Origin of the sequence: Corallococcus sp. EGB (assembly GCF_019968905.1) — a bacterium.
GTDB lineage: Bacteria > Myxococcota > Myxococcia > Myxococcales > Myxococcaceae > Corallococcus.
The window spans coordinates 1,947,644-1,964,531 of the sequence record NZ_CP079946.1 but is presented as its reverse complement, the minus strand read 5'-3'; the positions used below and the strand labels follow the sequence as shown (position 1 = coordinate 1,964,531).

Here is a 16,888-nt window from a genome sequence, read left to right as displayed (position 1 = left end):
GAACCCCACCCATGACCCTCAAGACCACGGGCCGGCTGTCGCGCCGGGAGCTGCTGCGGGCGCTGTCGCTCTGCGCAGCGGGCACCACGCTGGCCCCCTTCCTCTCCGGCTGCCGCGACACCCTCCAGACACCCGAGTCGCTGGAGAAGCTGGGCCGCCAGCGGGATCCGCTCGACGGCAAGCCGAAGTTCCTCATCGTCATCGGGGCGGCGGGGGGCGCCTCCATCGTGGACAGCTTCCTCGCGGTGCGACAGTCCGAGTCCGCCAACGCCGCCACCCTCAACACCTTCCCGGATGCGCAGGTGCAGTCCGTCGCGGGCAGCCCCTTCCGAGCGGTGAAGTACAGCAACTCGCGACTGGGCAGCATCAACATCCCGGTCAACACGGACCAGTTGGCGTTCGTGAAGAAGCACGCGCACGAGATGCTGGTGGCCACCTCCGTGGGCACGTCCGTGAACCATGGCATCGCGCAGAAGCGCTCGCTCACCGGCAATGGCGCGTGGCGGGGCCGCACGCTCCAGGAGGCGGTCGCGCTCCAGTGGGGGAGCGGCACGCCGTTGCCCAACGTCAACATGGGCACCGGCGGCTACGCCGAGCGTGGCACCGACGACAGCCTGCCCCTGTCCTGCTTCGGAGAGCCGGTGGTCAATCCGTCCCTGTGGCCCCTGGGCCTGGATGGCTCGCGAGGCATCGCCGGGGCGCCGTCGAAGGACGTCATCGCGCTGGCCCGGAGCACCCGGAATGCGTTGGACGAGAAGTCCATCTTCGGCCGCACGTTCCAGGACAGCGCGGCGCTGAAGCGTTGGAGTGAACAGCGCGGCGTGCAGCAGCCGAAGCTGGAGGCGATGGACCTCATCACGAAGCTCAACATCCTCCCGGAGTTGCCCTCCATTCCGCTGTCGAAGTACGGGCTGGAGGGCTCACCGGACGGAGCACGCCTGCGAGAGGCGTTCCCCGGCTTCTTCACCGACCCGGTGCAGGGCCAGGCGGCGCTCGCGTTCCTGTTGCTCAAGTACCGGGTGTCCGTGTCGGTGACGTTGGGGCCGGACTTCAACGTCGCGGTGGGCGGGCCCAATGGCATCGCCAATCCGCCGCTCGCGTTCGACATCAGCCACAACGACCACCGGGGCGGCCAGGCCTTCATGTGGGCGCGCATCCTGTCCACGGTGGACTCGCTGATCACGCTGCTCAAGGCGGAGCCGTTCGACGCGGAGTCGGGGGAGTCCATGTGGGACCGCACGCTCATCTACGTGGCCACGGAGTTCGGCCGCACGCGCCCGCGTCCCTCGGGCGCCACGGAGTTCGGTTCGGGCCACGACCTCAACAACGGCTTCCTGCTGCTGTCTCCCATGGTGAAGGGCAACACCCTCCTGGGGGGCGTGGACCCCAACACCACCCTCACCTACGGCTTCGACGCGCGCACCGGAGAACCCCAACAGGGCAAGTTGACGTCCAACGAGCCGGACATCTTCTCGGGCGTCCTCACGGCCATGGGCGCGGACCTGAGCGGCAGCGGCCTCCCGGACGCGAGCGCCTTCAAGCGCGCCTGACACCACCCCATCCCGCAGCCAACAGAAGGCAGGCGCCAGCTCAATGCTCCACGGGGAGCCCCGCGGAGCCGCCGCGAACGGAGACGACGCTGGCGGACGCCAAATGCGGCTACCAGTGCAAAGGCCGGACCGAGAGCAGAGGCGCCCGCCGGGCACTGTCTTTCAAAACCTGTCCGACTGTCGGACAGGTTTGCGCCACCTGAAGCCCGGGCCCGCGGAACCTGTCTGACAGTCGGACAGGTTTTCAACCCAAGTCGCGGGCCTGCGGACCTGTCCGACTGTCGGACAGGTTTTCGACCCGAGCCGTGGGCCTGCGGACCTGTCCGACTGTCGGACAGGTTTTCGACCCGAACCGCGGGCCTGCGGACCTGTCCGACTGTCGGACAGGTTTTCGACCCGAGTCGCGGGCCCGCGGACCTGTCCGACTGTCGGACAGGTTTTCACAGCCCGTGCCCCGGGGGTGCCTCCCGACTGGCCAGCAACGCGGACGGTGGACCTACGCTCGCATGTCAGACCCGTGGGGTTGAGTGGTGACGCGGGGGATTCCGTGCTTCCGACCCCTGACGGCTTGCTCAGCCGCCGTAACAGTTCAGGGTCGACCCGCCACAGTAGCTGGACCCGGAGTTGCTCCAGGAGCCTGCGGAGTTGGTGCAGATCTGGTCCTGCCGGCGCTCCAGCGTGGGCGTGCAGCAGCCCACCTTGATGGTGCGCGTCTGGCCCGGGATGCAGCCGGCCTGCGCGGACACCTCCCGCGTGTCTTGCTGCACCGGCGTACCCTCTTCAGGGGCCTCCACGCCACAGCCCACGGTCCCCAGCAGACAGGCCGCCAGCAACAGTCCCCGCTTCAGCGTCTTCATGTGCCGCTCCCGGTGGTGAGTCAGAGCCGTCCGGGACGCTATCAGTCGCTCCCGGGCTCACCAGGATTCCCGGGGTTGCCCAGGCCCGGCAGTCGCGCCCACAACACCGTGGCGTTGGGCCTCGCGGGCTCCGGGGTGATGCCCAGCTTCTTGAAGTCCTTCGAGTAGCGCGACCCCTTCAGCACCACCACGCGGCGGGCCACGCGCCGGGCCTCGTCCACCGTCTCGCGCGTCAGCGGCGAATAGTCCGCGTGGCGGCGCAACGCTTCAAACGCGGCGGAGGACTTGCGCTCGCGCTCGAACATCGGATCGAAGAGCACCACGTCGAACGCGCCGTCCGGCACCGTGCGCAGGTACTCCGCCGCGTCCGCGTGCACCACGTCCACCGCGCACGCGGCCGGGTGGCGCTCGAGCCCCTCAAGCCCGTGCCGCACCAGCAGGTACAGCGCCGGACTCTTCTCCAGCGCGGTGACGCTTCCGCCCGGCCCGACCAGGCGCGCCGCCACCTGCGAATCCGCGCCCAATCCCAGCGTGCAGTCCAACACGCGCTCCCCCTCGCGCAGGCCCGCGACCCGCACGAGCTGGTCCTCCGTCACGCCCGCGTCCAGCTGCTTCACCCGCAGGTGCGCCAGCCCTGGCGAGAAGCGCAGCGTCCCTTCCGCGTCCACCAGCGACACCGCCGTGGACTCGAAGACGACCAGCGCGTCCGCCATGTCGGTGAGCAGCTTCTTCAGGGGCAGCTTGTGGTGACGCTCCACATACGGCACGCCCACCGCCTCCGCCGCACTCCACGCACGCTGTGCGAGCGGCGCATCCACCCGGTCCGACGTGGTGACCACCAACGGCTTGCGGGCGGAAGGCAGGGGCGCGGACGGAAGGAACATGGACCAGTGCAGCCTACCCCGCGCGCAAGCCGTCCCTCCGGGGCCTGTGGCTGTCCACCGCCCGTCACCCATCCGCCCCCCCGGCCGCATGGCCCCCCTCGGCGGGGCTTCCTACCTCTTCGTCATCAGGCGGGGATATCTCGAAAACCGCGTTCATACGGCCTTGCCGGTTCAGGGCCGAAGTCAGACGACGAAGAGGGGACGGACATGCGACATCCACGAATGGCCCATGCGAGCGTGCTGCTGTTCAGCATGGCGGGGCTGATGACCCTGGCCCTGCCACGCATGGCGGAGCCCCCGGTGCGGCCGGTGCTGGACATCCCCAGCGCGGCTCCCACGGGGAGGGGACCTCGCGCCGTCGCCCTGGGTGACTTCGACGAGGACGGACACCTGGACGTCATCACGGCCAACCACCCGGCGGGCACCGTGTCCGTGCTGCGGAACCTGGGGGACGGCACGTTCGCGCCCGGCCTGGAGGAGCGCACCGGGGCCCTGCCCGGCGCGGTCGCGGTGGGCGACTTCAACGGGGATGGCCACCTGGACGCCGTCACCAGCCACTTCGGGGGCACGGTGTCCGTGCTCCTGGGGCGCGGCGATGGGACGTTCCAGGCGCGGAGCGAGCACTCCGTGGGCGCGGAGCCCTCGGCGGTAGACGTGGGCGACTTCGATGGCGACGGACGCCTGGACGTGGTGACGGCCAATGCGCTCGACGACTCCGTGTCGGTGCTGCTGAACCGGGGCGAAGGCCGGTTCGTGTCCCAGGAGGACATCGCCACCGGCACCAACCCGTTCGCGGTGGCGGTGGGCGACGTCAACCACGACGGGAAGTTGGACCTGGTCACCGCGAACTACGTGGACACGGTGTCGGTGCTGCTCGGCAATGGGGACGGGACGTTCCAGCCGCGCAGGGACTTCACCACGGGCAACGCGCCCTACTCGGTCGCGGCGGTGGACGTGGACGGCGACGGGACGCTGGACCTGGTCACCGCGAACTTCCGGGGCCGGAGCGTGTCCGTGCTGCACGGCGACGGCACCGGCGCGTTCCTTTCGCGCGCGGACTTCCCCGTGCAGGGCTCGCCGTACTTCGTCGCGTCCGGCGACTTCAACGGCGACGGGACGCTGGACCTGGTCACCGCGAACTTCACCGACGACACCGTGTCCCTCCTGCCCGGACAGGGCCACGGAGCCTTCGGCGCGCCCACGCGCCTGCCCACCGGCGAGGGGCCCGCGGCGGTGGCGGTGGGCCTCATCGACGGTGACCTGAAGCCGGACGTCATCACCGCCAACACCCGGGGCAATGACGTGTCCGTGCTGCGAGCCGCCGCCTCCGCGGACGTGGGCGTGACGCTCACCGCCGTCCCCCGGGCGGGCGAGTCCACGCCGCGCATCGACTACACGCTCACCGTCACGCAGCACGGGCCGGATCCGCTGAGCCGGGCCGTCATCACCGTGGCGCTGCCCCGGGGACTCGAGGCCACCACCCGGGACTGCCACGTGTCCGCCGGCGCGCTCCAGTGCGAGGTGGGCCCGCTGGCCGTGGGCGACAGCGCCCTCGTGCACTTCAGCGCGCCGCTGCCGCGCTCCAGCCTGGGCCTGTCCTACCGCATCACCGCCATGCGGACGTTCAGCGTCCCGGCGGACCCCCAGTCCGCCAACGACGTCGCCAGCCAGGACTACGCGTCCCTGGGGGGACTCGCGGCGACGTGGTGAGCGCGGCCCGCCCGGCACACGGACGGGCCCGCTTCTGCGGGGACGCTTCAGCGGGGACGCTTCAGCTTGGACCACATGAGCCCGACGAAGGTGTCGGGGGCGGGCTCGGCGGTCATCAACTCCGCGTCCTCGTGGCCGCGCACGGGAGGCGGCAGCGGCTTGGGGGCCACGGGCAACGGCAGGGGCTCCGAGCTGTGCAGCCCCTGCGCGTGGCGCTCCATCACCTCCGCGAAGGAGCGCTGGGGCGCGTTGCGCTCCGCCACCGGCGCGGCGCCTTCCACCCCCTGGAGTGCCCGGATGCGGAGGATGACGTTCGCGCCCTCCGCGCGCGAGATGCCCGTCACCCGCCCGATTGGACCTCGCGGCCCGCGTGCCCGGCTCATCGGTTCCCTCCCGCTGCTCGAAGGGAACCGTAGCGCCTCCGGGCCCCCGCCGGCCACAGCCCGGCCCCCCGGAGGACCCTGGCGGGGCCTGCCCGGCCGGCCGGTCTTCACGAAACACTGAAACCGCCCACCGGGGTCCCGCGTACCAGGGAGAGCGCCCACTTCGAAGGCGCCCGGAGGCTTCGCGACCCATGTCGTCCGCCCGAACCGTGTCTTCTCCCACCCGGCACCCGGTGGCCCGCCGGCTGTGGCCCGCCGTGCTGGTGCTGGCCGCCGCGCTGAGCGCGTGCACCGAGGCCCGCGGCGCTCCGCCCGGCGCGAAGCCCGAGGCCACCGCTTCCGCCCCCGTGCGGGACGGCCGCGCGTACACGAAGCCGTCCGACGCGGAGCTGAAGCGCACCCTGTCCCCGCTGGCCTACCAGGTGACCCAGCACGAGGGCACCGAGCCGCCCTTCCGCAACGCGTACTGGAACAACCACGAGGAGGGGCTCTACGTGGACGTGGTCAGCGGCGAGCCGCTGTTCTCCTCGCGCGACAAGTTCGACTCCGGCACCGGCTGGCCCAGCTTCACGCGCCCCCTGGACAAGGCCCACGTGGTGGAGAAGCGCGACAGCACCCTGGGCATGGAGCGCGTGGAGGTCCGCTCGAAGGACGGCGACTCGCACCTGGGCCACGTGTTCGAGGACGGTCCGGAGCCCACGGGCCTGCGCTACTGCATCAACTCCGCGTCGCTGCGCTTCATCCCCGTGAACGCGCTGGCCGAGCAGGGCTACGGCGCGTGGCTGCCGGCGTTCGGCCGCGCGGCCCCCAGCGGGCCCCAGGGCTCGCTCGCCCCCGCCGCGGGCGCCGCCATGCTGGCGAAGGCCCCCGGCCCCACGGAGGCCCCGCGTGAGACGGCGTACCTGGCAGGTGGGTGCTTCTGGGGCATGGAGGACATCCTCCGGAAGATCCCGGGCGTCATCGACACGGAGGTCGGCTACACGGGCGGCGCGAAGAGGGACGCCACCTACGAGGACGTGCACACCGGGGAGACGGGGCACGCGGAGGCGGTGCGCGTCGTCTTCAACCCGAAGCTGCTGACGTACGAGGCGCTGCTGGAGAAGTGGTTCTTCCGCATGCACGACCCGACGACGCTCAACCGCCAGGGCAACGACGTGGGCACGCAGTACCGCTCCGCCATCTTCTATCTGTCCGAGGAGCAGCACCGGACAGCGGAGGCGGTGAAGGCCCGCGTGGACAGGTCCGGCAAGTGGTCCCGGCCCGTCGTCACGCAGATCGTCCCCGCCGGCCCGTGGGTGCCCGCCGAGGGCTACCACCAGGACTACCTGGTGAAGAACCCCGGCGGCTACACCTGCCACTACCTGCGCGACTGAAGAACGGCCCGCCGCGCCGTCACGCGGCGCGGTCGTGGACCTCGAAGGTCATGCCCGCCCTGCGCAGGCGCTCCACCAGCACCATGCCCATGGCGGATGCGGGGGTGAGGACGCCGCCGCGCTTGGGGATGGGGTCGAAGGCGAGGCACAGCGCGGACTCGGCGAGCATGCGCGCCGTCGCCGCGTAGCCCGGGTCTCCCTTCGCCGCGACCTTGCCCTCCACCTTCACGCGCTGGCCGCTCTTGGGCGAGTGGCCTTCGCCGAACAGCTTCACCTCGAAGAGGCCGCGCTCGCGCACGGTGGCGGAGGGGCCCTGTCCCGGCGCGGGCAGCACGTGCTTCTCCAGCAGCTTCCGCGCGACGTCCACGTTCGACAGGGCCATGAAGCCGCCCAGCCCCGCGGTGGTGGCCACCGCCAGCGCCAGGCCCCTGGGCCCGGGGCCGAAGTCGGAGACCTCCGAGTAGAAGAAGTCGCGGCCCCACGGGTAGCCCAACAGCGCGTTGGAGCGCCGCACGACGCGCGTGTTGACGGACGCCATCACGAAGGGCGCGGTCCACGTGCCCGTGTCCGGGCTCTTCTTCACCGTGGCCAGGTCGCGCTCCTCCTTCGTGCCGCGAGAGGGCTCCGGGTCCAGGGCGTGGGCGCTGGTGAGCACCTTCTTGAGGGACGGCTCCGCCTTCACCGCCGCCAGGGTGTCCATCATGCTGGCGATGGTGCCGCCGCTGAAGCCGCCGCGCATGCGCGTCAGGTGGAAGCGCACCTGGTCGCAGTGGCCGCCGTGCTTCTCCCGCATGTAGTCCTGGACCATCAGCGTGCCCAGGTCGGAGGGGATGGAGTCGAAGCCGCAGGTGTGCACGATGCGGGCGCCCGTCTCGCGCGCCCGCGCGTCGTGGGCGTCGATGGTCCCGCGCATGAACTGCACCTCGCCCGTGAGGTCGCAGTAGTCCGTGCCCGCGCGGACGCAGGCCGCGACCAGCTCCTCGCCATAGCGGGCGTAGGGGCCCACGGTGGAGATGATGACGCGCGTGCGCGCGAGCATCGCGTCCAGCGAGGCCGCGTCCTTCGCGTCCGCGAGCACCACCGGCAGGTCCGCGAAGTCCGGCCGCACCCTCGCCAGCTCCGAGCGGACCTGATCCAGCTTCGCATCGTCGCGTCCGGCGATGGCCCACTTCGCCTTGTGGGTGTCCTGCGTGCGCGCCAGGTACTCGGCCACCAGGCGGCCGGTGAATCCCGTGGCGCCCCACAGGAGGATGTCGAATTCGGCCTTCGTGTCGTGGGCCATGAGGGTCTCCTAGTAGCGGAAGTCCGCCGCCACCGTGGACAGCCGCATGCCATAGGTGGAGCGCCCCGGCCACGTCATCGTGACGCGGGTGCGCAGCTGCGACAGGGGCACGGGCGGGGACAGGGTGTAGGTGTCGTTGAACAGGTACCAGCCCTGCGTCATGTCCGGCAGGTCGTGGGTCACCGTCGACTGGGCGATGACGGTGTTGCCGCGCAGGAGCATGCTGCCGCCCTTGCCGCACATGAGCGGCGCGGTGCAGCTGGCGTTGCGCATGAAGTACTTCACGTTGACGTAGGCCACGAGCACCTCGCCCGAGGCGAGGGCCGGGTAGCTGAAGTCGACGGAGCTGCTGGAGCCGTTGCCCTCGATGTACGTCGCGTCGAAGTCCGGCTGCGCGGTGTCCTTCACGTCGTTGACCAGGTCCACGTCGTCCGGGACGCCGCGCACGCCGGAGCGCGCCACGGCGGCGTCCGGGCGCACCGCGTTCACGTCCGTGAGGCCCGCGCTCGACGTGGCGAAGGCCTCCGCGTCCTCGGGAGGGAGGCCTCCGCAGCCCACCAGCAGCACCCCCGCAACGGCACCCACGGAATACCGCGAACACTTCCAGGACATGGCGGCCTCGGACTCAACTCAGGGTCAGGAGCCCGAGCGCGTAGCCGGAGCCTCCATGTGCGCGCAAGCGGGATTCCATGATGCGCGGGCGCGGTGTTCAGCCCCGGCCGACGCCGAAGTAGGTGAAGCCCGCGCCGCGCGCCTGCTCCGGGTCGAAGACGTTGCGGCCGTCGAAGATGACCGGGCGCCGCATCAGCGACTTCAGGCGGCGCAGGTCCGGGTGGCGGAACTCGCTCCACTCGGTGACGAGGAAGAGGCCGTCCGAGCCCTCCGCCGCGTCGTAGCAGGTGCTGGCGTACGACACGCGATCCGCGAAGCAGCGCCGCGCGGCCTCGCCCGCCACCGGGTCGTGGCACTGCACGCGCGCGCCCGCGGCCAGCAGCCCTTCGATGAGCTCCACGGACGGGGCCTCGCGCATGTCGTCCGTCCTCGGCTTGAAGGCCAGGCCCCACACCGCGAAGGTGTGGCGGGACACGTCCCCGTAGTGCCGGAGCGCCTTCGCGAGCAGGCTCCTCCTCTGCCGGGCGTTGGTGGCCTCCACCGCGCGCAGCAGGTCGAACTCCAGCCCCACGTCCCGCGCGGTGGCCATCAGCGCGCGCACGTCCTTGGGAAAGCAGCTGCCCCCGTAGCCGACGCCCGGGTGCAGGAACGCGTAGCCGATGCGCCGGTCCGCGCCCACGCCCCGGCGCACGTGGTCCGCGTCCGCGCCCACCTTCTCGCAGAGCGCGGCGATGTCGTTCATGAAGGAGATGCGCGTGGCGAGCATCGCGTTGGCCGCGTACTTCGTCAGCTCCGCGGAGCGCGTGTCCATGAACAGGATGGGGTTCTCCGTGCGCACGAAGGGCGCGTAGAGCTCGCCCATGATGCGGCGGGCCCGCTCGGAGTCCGCGCCAATCACCACGCGGTCCGGCTTGAGGAAGTCCTCCAGCGCGGCGCCCTCCTTGAGGAACTCCGGGTTGGAGACGACGTCGAAGGCGTGCTCGGTGTTGCGGGCGATGACCTCCCGGACCTTGTCCGCGGTGCCCACTGGCACGGTGCTCTTGTCCACCACCACCGTGTAGTGCTGGAGCGCCCGGCCCACGTCCTCCGCCGCCGCGAGCACGGACTGGAGGTCGGCGCCGCCGGACTCGCCCATGGGCGTGCCCACCGCGATGAACACCACCGCCGCGCCCCCCACGGCCGACGGCAGGTCCGTGGTGAAGCGCAGCCGCCCGGCATCGCGGTTGCGGCGCACCAGCTCCTCCAGGCCCGGCTCGTAGATGGGCAGCTGCCCGCGGCGGAGCATCGCCACCTTCGCCGGCTCCACGTCCACGCAGGTGACGTCGTGTCCGGTTTCGGAGAGGCACGTGCCCGCGACCAGCCCCACGTAGCCCGTCCCGATGACGGCGATCCTCATGGCGCTCCTCCCCCTCTACGGCTCCGCATGGGGCGCTCGGCCGGACGCGGCCTCGCGCGCGTAGCGCTCCAGCGTCCGCGCGCGGTGCGCCGCCGTGTGCGCGGCGAGCACCCGCGCCCGCGCCCGCCGCCCCACCGCCTGGCGCTCTGCTTCCGGCAGCTCGCGCAGGTAGCGCAGCGTCTCTTGCGCGTCGTGCGACACCAGGATTTCGGCGCCCGGCGTGAAGAAGGTGTCCAGCCCCTCCCACGCGTCGCTGATGACGGGCACGCCGCACGCGGCCGCCTCGAACAGCCGCACGCTCGGCGAGTACCCGGCGCGCGCCATGTCCGCCCGGGTGACGTTCAGCGTGAAGCGCTGCGCGGTGTAGAAGGCCGCGTGCTCCGGCGGCGCCAGGTGCTGCACGCGCTCCACGTTGCGCGGCCAGGCGAGGTGCTCGGGGTACTGGGGCCCGGCCACCACGAAGCGGCCCTCGGGGATGCGCCGGGCCGCGTCCAGCATCAGCCGCTCCAGCACCGGCTGCCGGTCGTGGCTGTACGTGCCCAGGTAGCCCAGGTCCCAGCGCTGCGTCCCCGCGCACGGGCCATACAGCTCCGGGTCGCAGCCACAGTAGAGCGGCCGGGCCGCGGGCGAGCCCAGCTCCCGCTCGAGGCGCTGGAGCGTGGGCCCGCCGGTGAAGGACAGGTAGAGCTGGTAGCCCGGCACCAGGTGGGGCGCGAGGTACTCGAAGTCCCCGCGCTCCAGCTTCGCCAGCGTCACCGGCGTGTCGATGTCGTAGAAGGCCGCGACGCCCTTCGCGGTGCCCTGCACCCACGCGCCCACGTCCACGCCCTGCGGGACGTAGGAGCCCACCACCACGAGGTCGGCCTTGCGGACCTCGGAGGTGAAGCGCTCGCGCAGGTCGTCCAGGCTCGCGTACAGCTCCGTGCGCCCGGCCCAGGTGCCGCGTGGGTCCCGGTGCGCGGCGTACCAGGGCACGTCCCGCTCCAGGAAGAGCACGTCGTGTCCGCGCCGCACCAGCTCGCGCACCAGCGCCCGGTAGGTGGTGGCGTGGCCATTGCCCCAGCTGGAGGTGATGGACAGCCCCAGGATGACGATGTGCATGCGCTGGGGCTCCATCACACCGCCCCTCCCCGCGAAGGCGCGCGGTAGCCCAGCGCCGCCTCCACCTCCACCGCGCGGTGCGCGTACGTGTGCTCGGCCAGCACGCGCTGGAGCGCGGCCTGCCCGATGCGCCGGGCGCCCTCCGGGGTGAGGCGCCGCAGGTGCTCGGCGACCTCTTCGCCGGAGCGGGCCACCAGCACCTCGCGGCCGGGCTCCAGGAACAGCTCCACGCCCTTGAAGGCGTCGGTGATGAGGCAGGCGCCGGCGCCGGCGGCCTCGAACACGCGCGTGGCCGGGGAGAAGCCGAAGCGCGCCATGCTGTCGCGGTGGACATTGAGCACCGCGCGCGCCGAGCAGTTCACCGCGTTGTGGTCCTGCGTGTAGACGTGGCCCAGGCGCACGACGTTGGCGGGCAGGGCGCGGCCCTCCCAGCCGCTGCCGCCCAGGAGCATGCGCGAGCGGGGCAGCGCCTCCGCGGCCTTGAAGAAGAAGTCCTCCACGCGCGCCTCGCGGTCCGGCAGCCGGTTGCCCAGGAAGGACAGGTCGCAGGCGAAGCGCCAGTCCGTGGGCACGGGGTGGTGCGTGGCTGGATCCAACGCGTTGTAGATGGGCACGCACTGCTTCGCGCCCAGCTCGCGGTACGCGTTCACCACCGGCGCGCCGCCGCCGTACGTGAGGATGTGGTCGTAGCGCGGGATGAGCGGGAGGAAGGGGTCGCGGGCGTCCTTCATCACGCGCTCCAGCGTGGCGGGCGCGTCCACGTCCCAGAACACCCCCTGCGTGCCGGCGCGGCGCAGCTCCGGCACGCGCGCCTCCAGGTACGCGTCGAAGGTGCCCACGCCGCTGGCCTTCACCACCACGTCCGCGCCGAAGGCGTCATCCAGGCAGTCATCCACCGCGCCCTGGTTGTTGGCGTAGACGACGACGCGGGCCCAGTCCGGGTCCTGGATGTCGCGGTGCTCCTGCCGGCCATAGGCGTCCGGCTCGTAGAAGGTGACCTGGTGTCCTCTCGCGTGCAGGGCGCGGATGAGGCCCCGGTAGTAGGTGGCCGCGCCGTTCCAGTAGGCGGACACCAGGCTGGAACCAAAGAAGGCGATGCGGAGGCCATGGCTCATACGAGGACCCTTTCAGGGGACTGCGGATGGAGGACGTCCCCGGGCATGCCCAGCTCCTGGCAGATGCCCAGGAGCTCCTCCACGCGGTGGGCGCACGTGTGCCGCGACAGGACCGTGCGCAAGCCGGCCATCGCGAAGGCATGCCGCATCTCCGCGTCCGCGACGAGCGCGGACAGGTGGCGCCGCATCTCCGCCCCGTCGCGGGCGACGAGGTAGTCCTGGCCCGCGGTGAAGAGTCCGTCCGCGTCCCCCCAGGGCGCGGACACCAGCGGGATGCCGCACGCCAGCGCCTCGAAGGGGCGGATGGTGGGGATGCCGGGCAAGAGCGTGGCGTAGGGCCGGCGGGGGATGTGCACGGTGACGCGCGCCTGGGAGAAGGCCAGCGGCACGCGGTGGTTGGGCAGCCAGCCGGCGTACTCGATGCCGGCGTCGAAGAGGGCGCGCAGGGCGGGGGCCGGGTAGCGCACGCCATGCACGCGCGCGGTCAGCCCCAGCGCGTGCACCGGCTCCAGGAGGAACGCCTCCAGCTCCTTCGTGCGCTCGTCGTCGCCCCAGTTGCCAACCCACACCAGGTCGCGCACCTCGCGGTTGCGCGGGTGCGGGTGGAACACGCGCACGTCGGCGGCCTCGTGCCAGGTCCACGCGCGCGCCGCCCAGCCCCGCTCCAGGTAGAGGTCGCGGAGCACGTTTCCAAAGGCGAGCACGCCGTCGTACCGCGACAGGTCGTAGCCGGCCATCCCGCCGGGCGAGCTGACGCCCCGGTGGTGGGTGTCGTGGAAGAGGAGGCGGAAGCGGCCGCCGTCGCGGCGGTGCTCCCCGATGCGGCGCACCAGGTCCGGCGGCGTCCATTCGTGGACCAGGACCAGGTCCGCGCCGTCGAGCACGGCCTCCAGGTCCAGCGCGTCGGGGGTGTAGCGCTCCGGACGCACGTGCGGGTAGAGGGCGCGGAGCTCGTTGAGCGCGGCCAGGCCGTGGGGTTCCTCCAGGAGGTTCTGGAAGCTCCACGCGTCCGAGGCTTCGAGCGCGCGCACGGTGTGGCCGCGCGCGGTCAACTCCGTCACCACGCCGCGCAGGAAGTGGGCATTGCCATGGTTCCAGTCCGACAGCAGGGAGTGGCAGAAGAGGATGACGCGCATGGGTGAACAGACTCCTTGGTTCGTCAGGACACGCGGCGCTCGAGCCGGGCGAGGCTCGCGTAGAGCTCCAGGTATGCCTCCGCCATCCGGCCGGGGTTGAAGGTGAGCGCGCGCGCGCGGCCCCGCGCCGCCAGCGCCCTGCGCTCCTTCGGGTGGTTGATGAGAAAACGCAGGGCCCGCGCCAGCGCCCGGGGGTCCTCGGGCGGCACGAAGCACGCGGCGTCCCCCCACACCTCGCGCAGGCTGGGGATGTCCCCCAGCACCAGCGCGCAGCCGGCGAGCGCGGCCTCCAGCGCGGACAGGCCAAAGGGCTCGTAGCGCGCGGGCAGCGCGTACACGGGCGCGCGCGCCATCCACCGCGCGAGCACCGGAGGTGGAAGGTGTCCCAGGGGCCGCGTGCTCCGCGTCGTCGCCGCGGCGCCGCCTCCGGGGTGCAGGGCGTCTCCCGCGACATGCACGGGACAGGGCAGCCCCGGCGCCACGGCCTCCAGCGCGGCCAGGTTCTTCGCCTCGTCCCATAACCGCCCCGCCGCGAGCACGAAGCGCTCCTTGCGGGAGGGCGGGAAGCGCGTGGGGCACCGCGCGTTGGGGATGACCCGCGCGGTGGGGAACGCATGGGAGTCGCCGCTCGGGTCGTGGCGCGCGGTGGGGCTCGCACGCAAGGCGGAGCGCTGGCGGGCGAGGGGGCCGCCTCGGCAGGCCTCGGCTCCCTCCAGGCGCCCGCGCGGGAACGGAAGCGCGCCGTAGTGCCGCCGGATGGAATCGAGCATGGCCCGCGTGGGCGCCACCACCCGGGACGCCGCATGGAGGCCCTTCGCCACCTCCTCGCGATAGCGGCGGTAGCAGGCCGGTGCGTCCGCGCCCTTCACCGCTTCCCACCAGGAGAGGACGCACGAGTGCGCCACCACCACCACCGGAGCGCGGAAGGGCCACGCGCCGTGGGAATAGCCGTTGAGGTGCACCACGTCCGGCGACAACCGGGCCTCCAGCGCGAGCAACCACTCGCCCGCGGCGCGCACGTCGTCCCAGGGCGCGTCCATCCACTCCAGCCGCCAGGTGCTCTCATGCACCGTGAGCCCGGACAGCTCACGCGCCTCCTGCCACTGCGCGGGCGACAGCGAGCCGCCCATGGTGGCCAGGTCCACGCACACGCCCCGGGCACAGAGCGCCCGGCACAACTCCAGCGCGTAGGACCAGACGCCGCCGACCGTGTCGGCGGTCATCAACACCCGGCGTACGGGCGGTGCATGCGGCAGGGCCTCAGCGCTGGCCTTCGATGGCTTCAAGCATCCCCCCCTGCCCCCGGGCCTGTCGCGCCCGTCCACCCCGCAGCTCCTCCAGCCAGTCCCCCAGCCGCGCCACCCCCTCCTCCACGCCCACGCGAGGCATCCAGCCGGTGGCGCGCGTGAAGGCCCGCGTGTCGGAGACGTAGTAGCGCTGGTCCCCCGTGCGCCAGTCCTCGAAGCCGACGCGAGGCTCGCGGCCGGTGCGGCGCTGGATGAGCGCCAAGAGCTCCAGCAGGCTCACCGTCTGCCCGGGCCCGCCGCCGATGTTGAAGGCCCGGCCCCGGATGCGCGGCATGGCCTGCTGCGCCAGCCGGAAGGCGCGCACCAGGTCCTCCACGAAGAGGATGTCGCGCACCTGCATGCCGTCGCCATAGAGCGTGAGCGGCTTGCCCTCCAGCACGCGCAGGAGGAAGTGCGCCACCCAGCCCTGATCCTCCGTGCCGAACTGCCGGGGCCCGTAGATGCAGCTCATCCGGAACACCACCGTCGGAAGGCCGAAGCTGCGCGCGTGGTCCAGCACGTACTGGTCCGCCGCCCCCTTTGAGCACCCGTAGGGGCTCTCGAAGTCGAGCGGGCACGCCTCGCTGATGCCATGCGCGAGCGTGCGCGCGTCCGTCGGCGCATAGCGCTGGCCCCGGACCTCCAGCTCCAGCCCCGACAGGCCGCCATACACCTTGTTCGTGGAGGTGAACACCAGCGGCGCGGGCGTCTCCATCCCGCGCAGCGCCTCCAGGACGTGGAGCGTGCCGCGCGCGTTGACGTCGAAGTCGTGGAGCGGGGACTGGAGGCTGTGCGTCACCGCCACCTGCGCGGCGAAGTGGAACACCTCGCTCGCGCCGTGCACCGCCCGCCGCACCGAGGGCAGGTCGCGCGTGTCCGCCACGTCGATGCGCAGCCGCTCCCCGTGGCGCTCGCGCAGCCAGCGCAGGTTCCGCTCCACGCCCGGGCGCGACACGTTGTCGAACACGCGCACGCGGCGCCCCTCCCGCAGGCAGTGGTCCGCCACGTTGGAGCCGATGAAGCCCGCGCCCCCGAAGACGACGACCGTGCCCTCCTCGCGCCCTGACCTCATACGGTGAGCCCCCGCGCGTCCAGCTCCGCGCGCGCTTCCGCGGCCCGGTCCTGGGCCACCTGCCCCACGAGCCACCGCGACAGCTCCAGGAGCCCCTCCTGGAACCCGACGCGGGGCGCGTACCCCAGCACCTCGCGCGCGCGGGTGATGTCCGCGAAGCAGTGGCGGATGTCGCCCATGCGGTACTTCCCCGTGACGGCGGGCCGGATGCGGGAGCGGCCCATCGCCTCGCCCACCGCGCGCGCCACCTCGCGCACGGTGGTGGCCCGGCCGCTGCCCACGTTGAGCACCTGTCCATCCGCGGCCGCCACCTGGAGCGCCAGCCGGCAGGCCTGCGCCACGTCGCGCACGTTCACGAAGTCGCGCTGCTGAAGGCCGTCCTCGAAGAGCAGCGGCGCGTTTCCGTTGAGCAGCCGCGACGCGAAGATGGCCAGCACGCCGGTGTAGGGATTGGAGAGGGCCTGGCGAGGGCCGTAGACGTTGAAGAAGCGCAGCGCCACGGTGGGGATGCGGTACGCGCGCCCCACCAGCAGGCACAGCCGCTCCTGGTCGAACTTGGACAGGGCGTAGACGGACGACAGCGCGGGCGCCTTGTCCTCGGGCGTGGGCACGGGCGTCAGGCGCGTGCCGAGCGCGTCGCGCAGCTCCCAGTCCCCCTCCTGCAACTGCGCCAGCGAACGCTCCGGCCCCGGCACGGTGCGGCCGTCCGGGGTGAGGCACAGCCCCTCGCCGTAGACGCTCATGCTGGAGGCCACCACGAGCCGCTCCACCGGGTGCTCGATGAGGGCCTGGAGCAGCACGGCGGTGCCCTGGTTGTTCACCGACGTGTAGTGGGCCACCTCGTACATGCTCTGGCCCACGCCCACCGCGGCGGCCAGGTGCACGACGGAGTCCACGCCCTCCAGCGCCCGGCGTACGGCCTGCGCGTCGCGCACGTCCCCCACGTGAAGCTCCACCTCCGGCGACAGGTAGCCGGGGCGCTCGCGTCCGGGGCCGTGCACCTGCGGCACCAGGGCATCCAGCGCCCGCACGCGGTGGCCGTGCGAAAGCAGCTCATCCGCCAGGTGCGAACCGATGAAGCCCGCCCCCCCGGTGATGAGGATGTGTTTGCGGCCCATGGGCCCTCCCGTC

General features: G+C 72.3%; 15 protein-coding genes. 3 read left to right on the top strand and 12 right to left on the bottom strand.

Annotated elements, in window-relative coordinates; all coding sequences use genetic code 11:
* Positions 1-11 precede the first annotated feature (11 nt).
* A complete protein-coding gene (locus tag KYK13_RS08170; protein ID WP_223643387.1) occupies positions 12-1,550 on the top strand; it encodes a hypothetical protein in 1,539 nt (512 codons plus the stop codon).
* A gap of 572 nt (positions 1,551-2,122) precedes the next feature.
* On the opposite strand, the gene KYK13_RS08165 is transcribed toward KYK13_RS08170, so the two are convergent.
* Together KYK13_RS08165 and KYK13_RS08160 are read right to left on the bottom strand one after the other, a co-directional pair.
* The gene (locus tag KYK13_RS08165) at positions 2,123-2,407 is read right to left on the bottom strand and encodes a hypothetical protein (RefSeq protein WP_223643384.1); all 285 of its coding nucleotides are present in this window, start codon (positions 2,405-2,407) and stop codon (positions 2,123-2,125) included.
* Positions 2,408-2,448: 41 nt separating this feature from the next.
* Entirely contained in the window at positions 2,449-3,291 is an 843-nt protein-coding gene (locus KYK13_RS08160) for a class I SAM-dependent methyltransferase (RefSeq protein WP_223643382.1), read from the bottom strand.
* Between the two features lie 207 nt (positions 3,292-3,498).
* Between KYK13_RS08160 and KYK13_RS08155 the strand changes: the two genes are divergently transcribed.
* Positions 3,499-5,001, top strand: coding sequence for an FG-GAP-like repeat-containing protein (locus tag KYK13_RS08155; RefSeq protein ID WP_223643380.1), 1,503 nt, complete (start codon positions 3,499-3,501; stop codon positions 4,999-5,001).
* 47 nt (positions 5,002-5,048) lie between these two features.
* Here the strand turns inward: KYK13_RS08155 and KYK13_RS08150 are convergent, their stop codons facing one another.
* Positions 5,049-5,384 (bottom strand): hypothetical protein, encoded by a 336-nt coding sequence (locus KYK13_RS08150; protein WP_223643378.1) that lies wholly within the window; start codon positions 5,382-5,384, stop codon positions 5,049-5,051.
* 191 nt (positions 5,385-5,575) lie between these two features.
* Here KYK13_RS08150 and KYK13_RS08145 point away from each other — a divergent pair, with 191 nt between their 5' ends.
* A complete protein-coding gene (locus KYK13_RS08145; RefSeq protein WP_223643376.1) occupies positions 5,576-6,757 on the top strand; it encodes a bifunctional methionine sulfoxide reductase B/A protein in 1,182 nt (393 codons plus the stop codon).
* A 19-nt stretch (positions 6,758-6,776) separates the two neighbouring features.
* Here KYK13_RS08145 and KYK13_RS08140 read toward each other — a convergent pair whose 3' ends face one another.
* The 9 genes from KYK13_RS08140 to KYK13_RS08100 form a co-directional block, all read right to left on the bottom strand.
* Entirely contained in the window at positions 6,777-8,039 is a 1,263-nt protein-coding gene (locus KYK13_RS08140; protein WP_223643374.1) for a trans-acting enoyl reductase family protein, read from the bottom strand.
* 9 nt (positions 8,040-8,048) lie between these two features.
* On the bottom strand, positions 8,049-8,651 hold the full coding sequence (locus tag KYK13_RS08135; protein WP_223643372.1) for a hypothetical protein: 603 nt from the start codon (positions 8,649-8,651) through the stop codon (positions 8,049-8,051).
* A gap of 97 nt (positions 8,652-8,748) precedes the next feature.
* Positions 8,749-10,047: a UDP-glucose/GDP-mannose dehydrogenase family protein gene (locus tag KYK13_RS08130; RefSeq protein ID WP_223643370.1), complete on the bottom strand. Its 1,299-nt coding sequence runs from the start codon at positions 10,045-10,047 to the stop codon at positions 8,749-8,751.
* Between the two features lie 15 nt (positions 10,048-10,062).
* Positions 10,063-11,148: a glycosyltransferase gene (locus KYK13_RS08125; protein WP_223643368.1), complete on the bottom strand. Its 1,086-nt coding sequence runs from the start codon at positions 11,146-11,148 to the stop codon at positions 10,063-10,065.
* A 14-nt stretch (positions 11,149-11,162) separates the two neighbouring features.
* A complete protein-coding gene (locus KYK13_RS08120; RefSeq protein ID WP_223643366.1) occupies positions 11,163-12,263 on the bottom strand; it encodes a glycosyltransferase in 1,101 nt (366 codons plus the stop codon).
* Complete coding sequence (locus KYK13_RS08115) at positions 12,260-13,399, bottom strand: glycosyltransferase (RefSeq protein ID WP_223643364.1); 1,140 nt, start codon at positions 13,397-13,399, stop codon at positions 12,260-12,262. Before KYK13_RS08115 ends, KYK13_RS08120 begins: the two co-directional genes overlap by 4 nt.
* 23 nt (positions 13,400-13,422) lie before the next feature.
* The gene (locus KYK13_RS08110) at positions 13,423-14,685 is read right to left on the bottom strand and encodes a glycosyltransferase family 4 protein (RefSeq protein ID WP_370645318.1); all 1,263 of its coding nucleotides are present in this window, start codon (positions 14,683-14,685) and stop codon (positions 13,423-13,425) included.
* Entirely contained in the window at positions 14,660-15,757 is a 1,098-nt protein-coding gene (locus KYK13_RS08105; protein ID WP_223643362.1) for an NAD-dependent epimerase/dehydratase family protein, read from the bottom strand. Before KYK13_RS08105 ends, KYK13_RS08110 begins: the two co-directional genes overlap by 26 nt.
* Positions 15,754-16,875: an NAD-dependent epimerase/dehydratase family protein gene (locus KYK13_RS08100; protein WP_223643360.1), complete on the bottom strand. Its 1,122-nt coding sequence runs from the start codon at positions 16,873-16,875 to the stop codon at positions 15,754-15,756. Before KYK13_RS08100 ends, KYK13_RS08105 begins: the two co-directional genes overlap by 4 nt.
* Positions 16,876-16,888 lie beyond the last annotated feature (13 nt).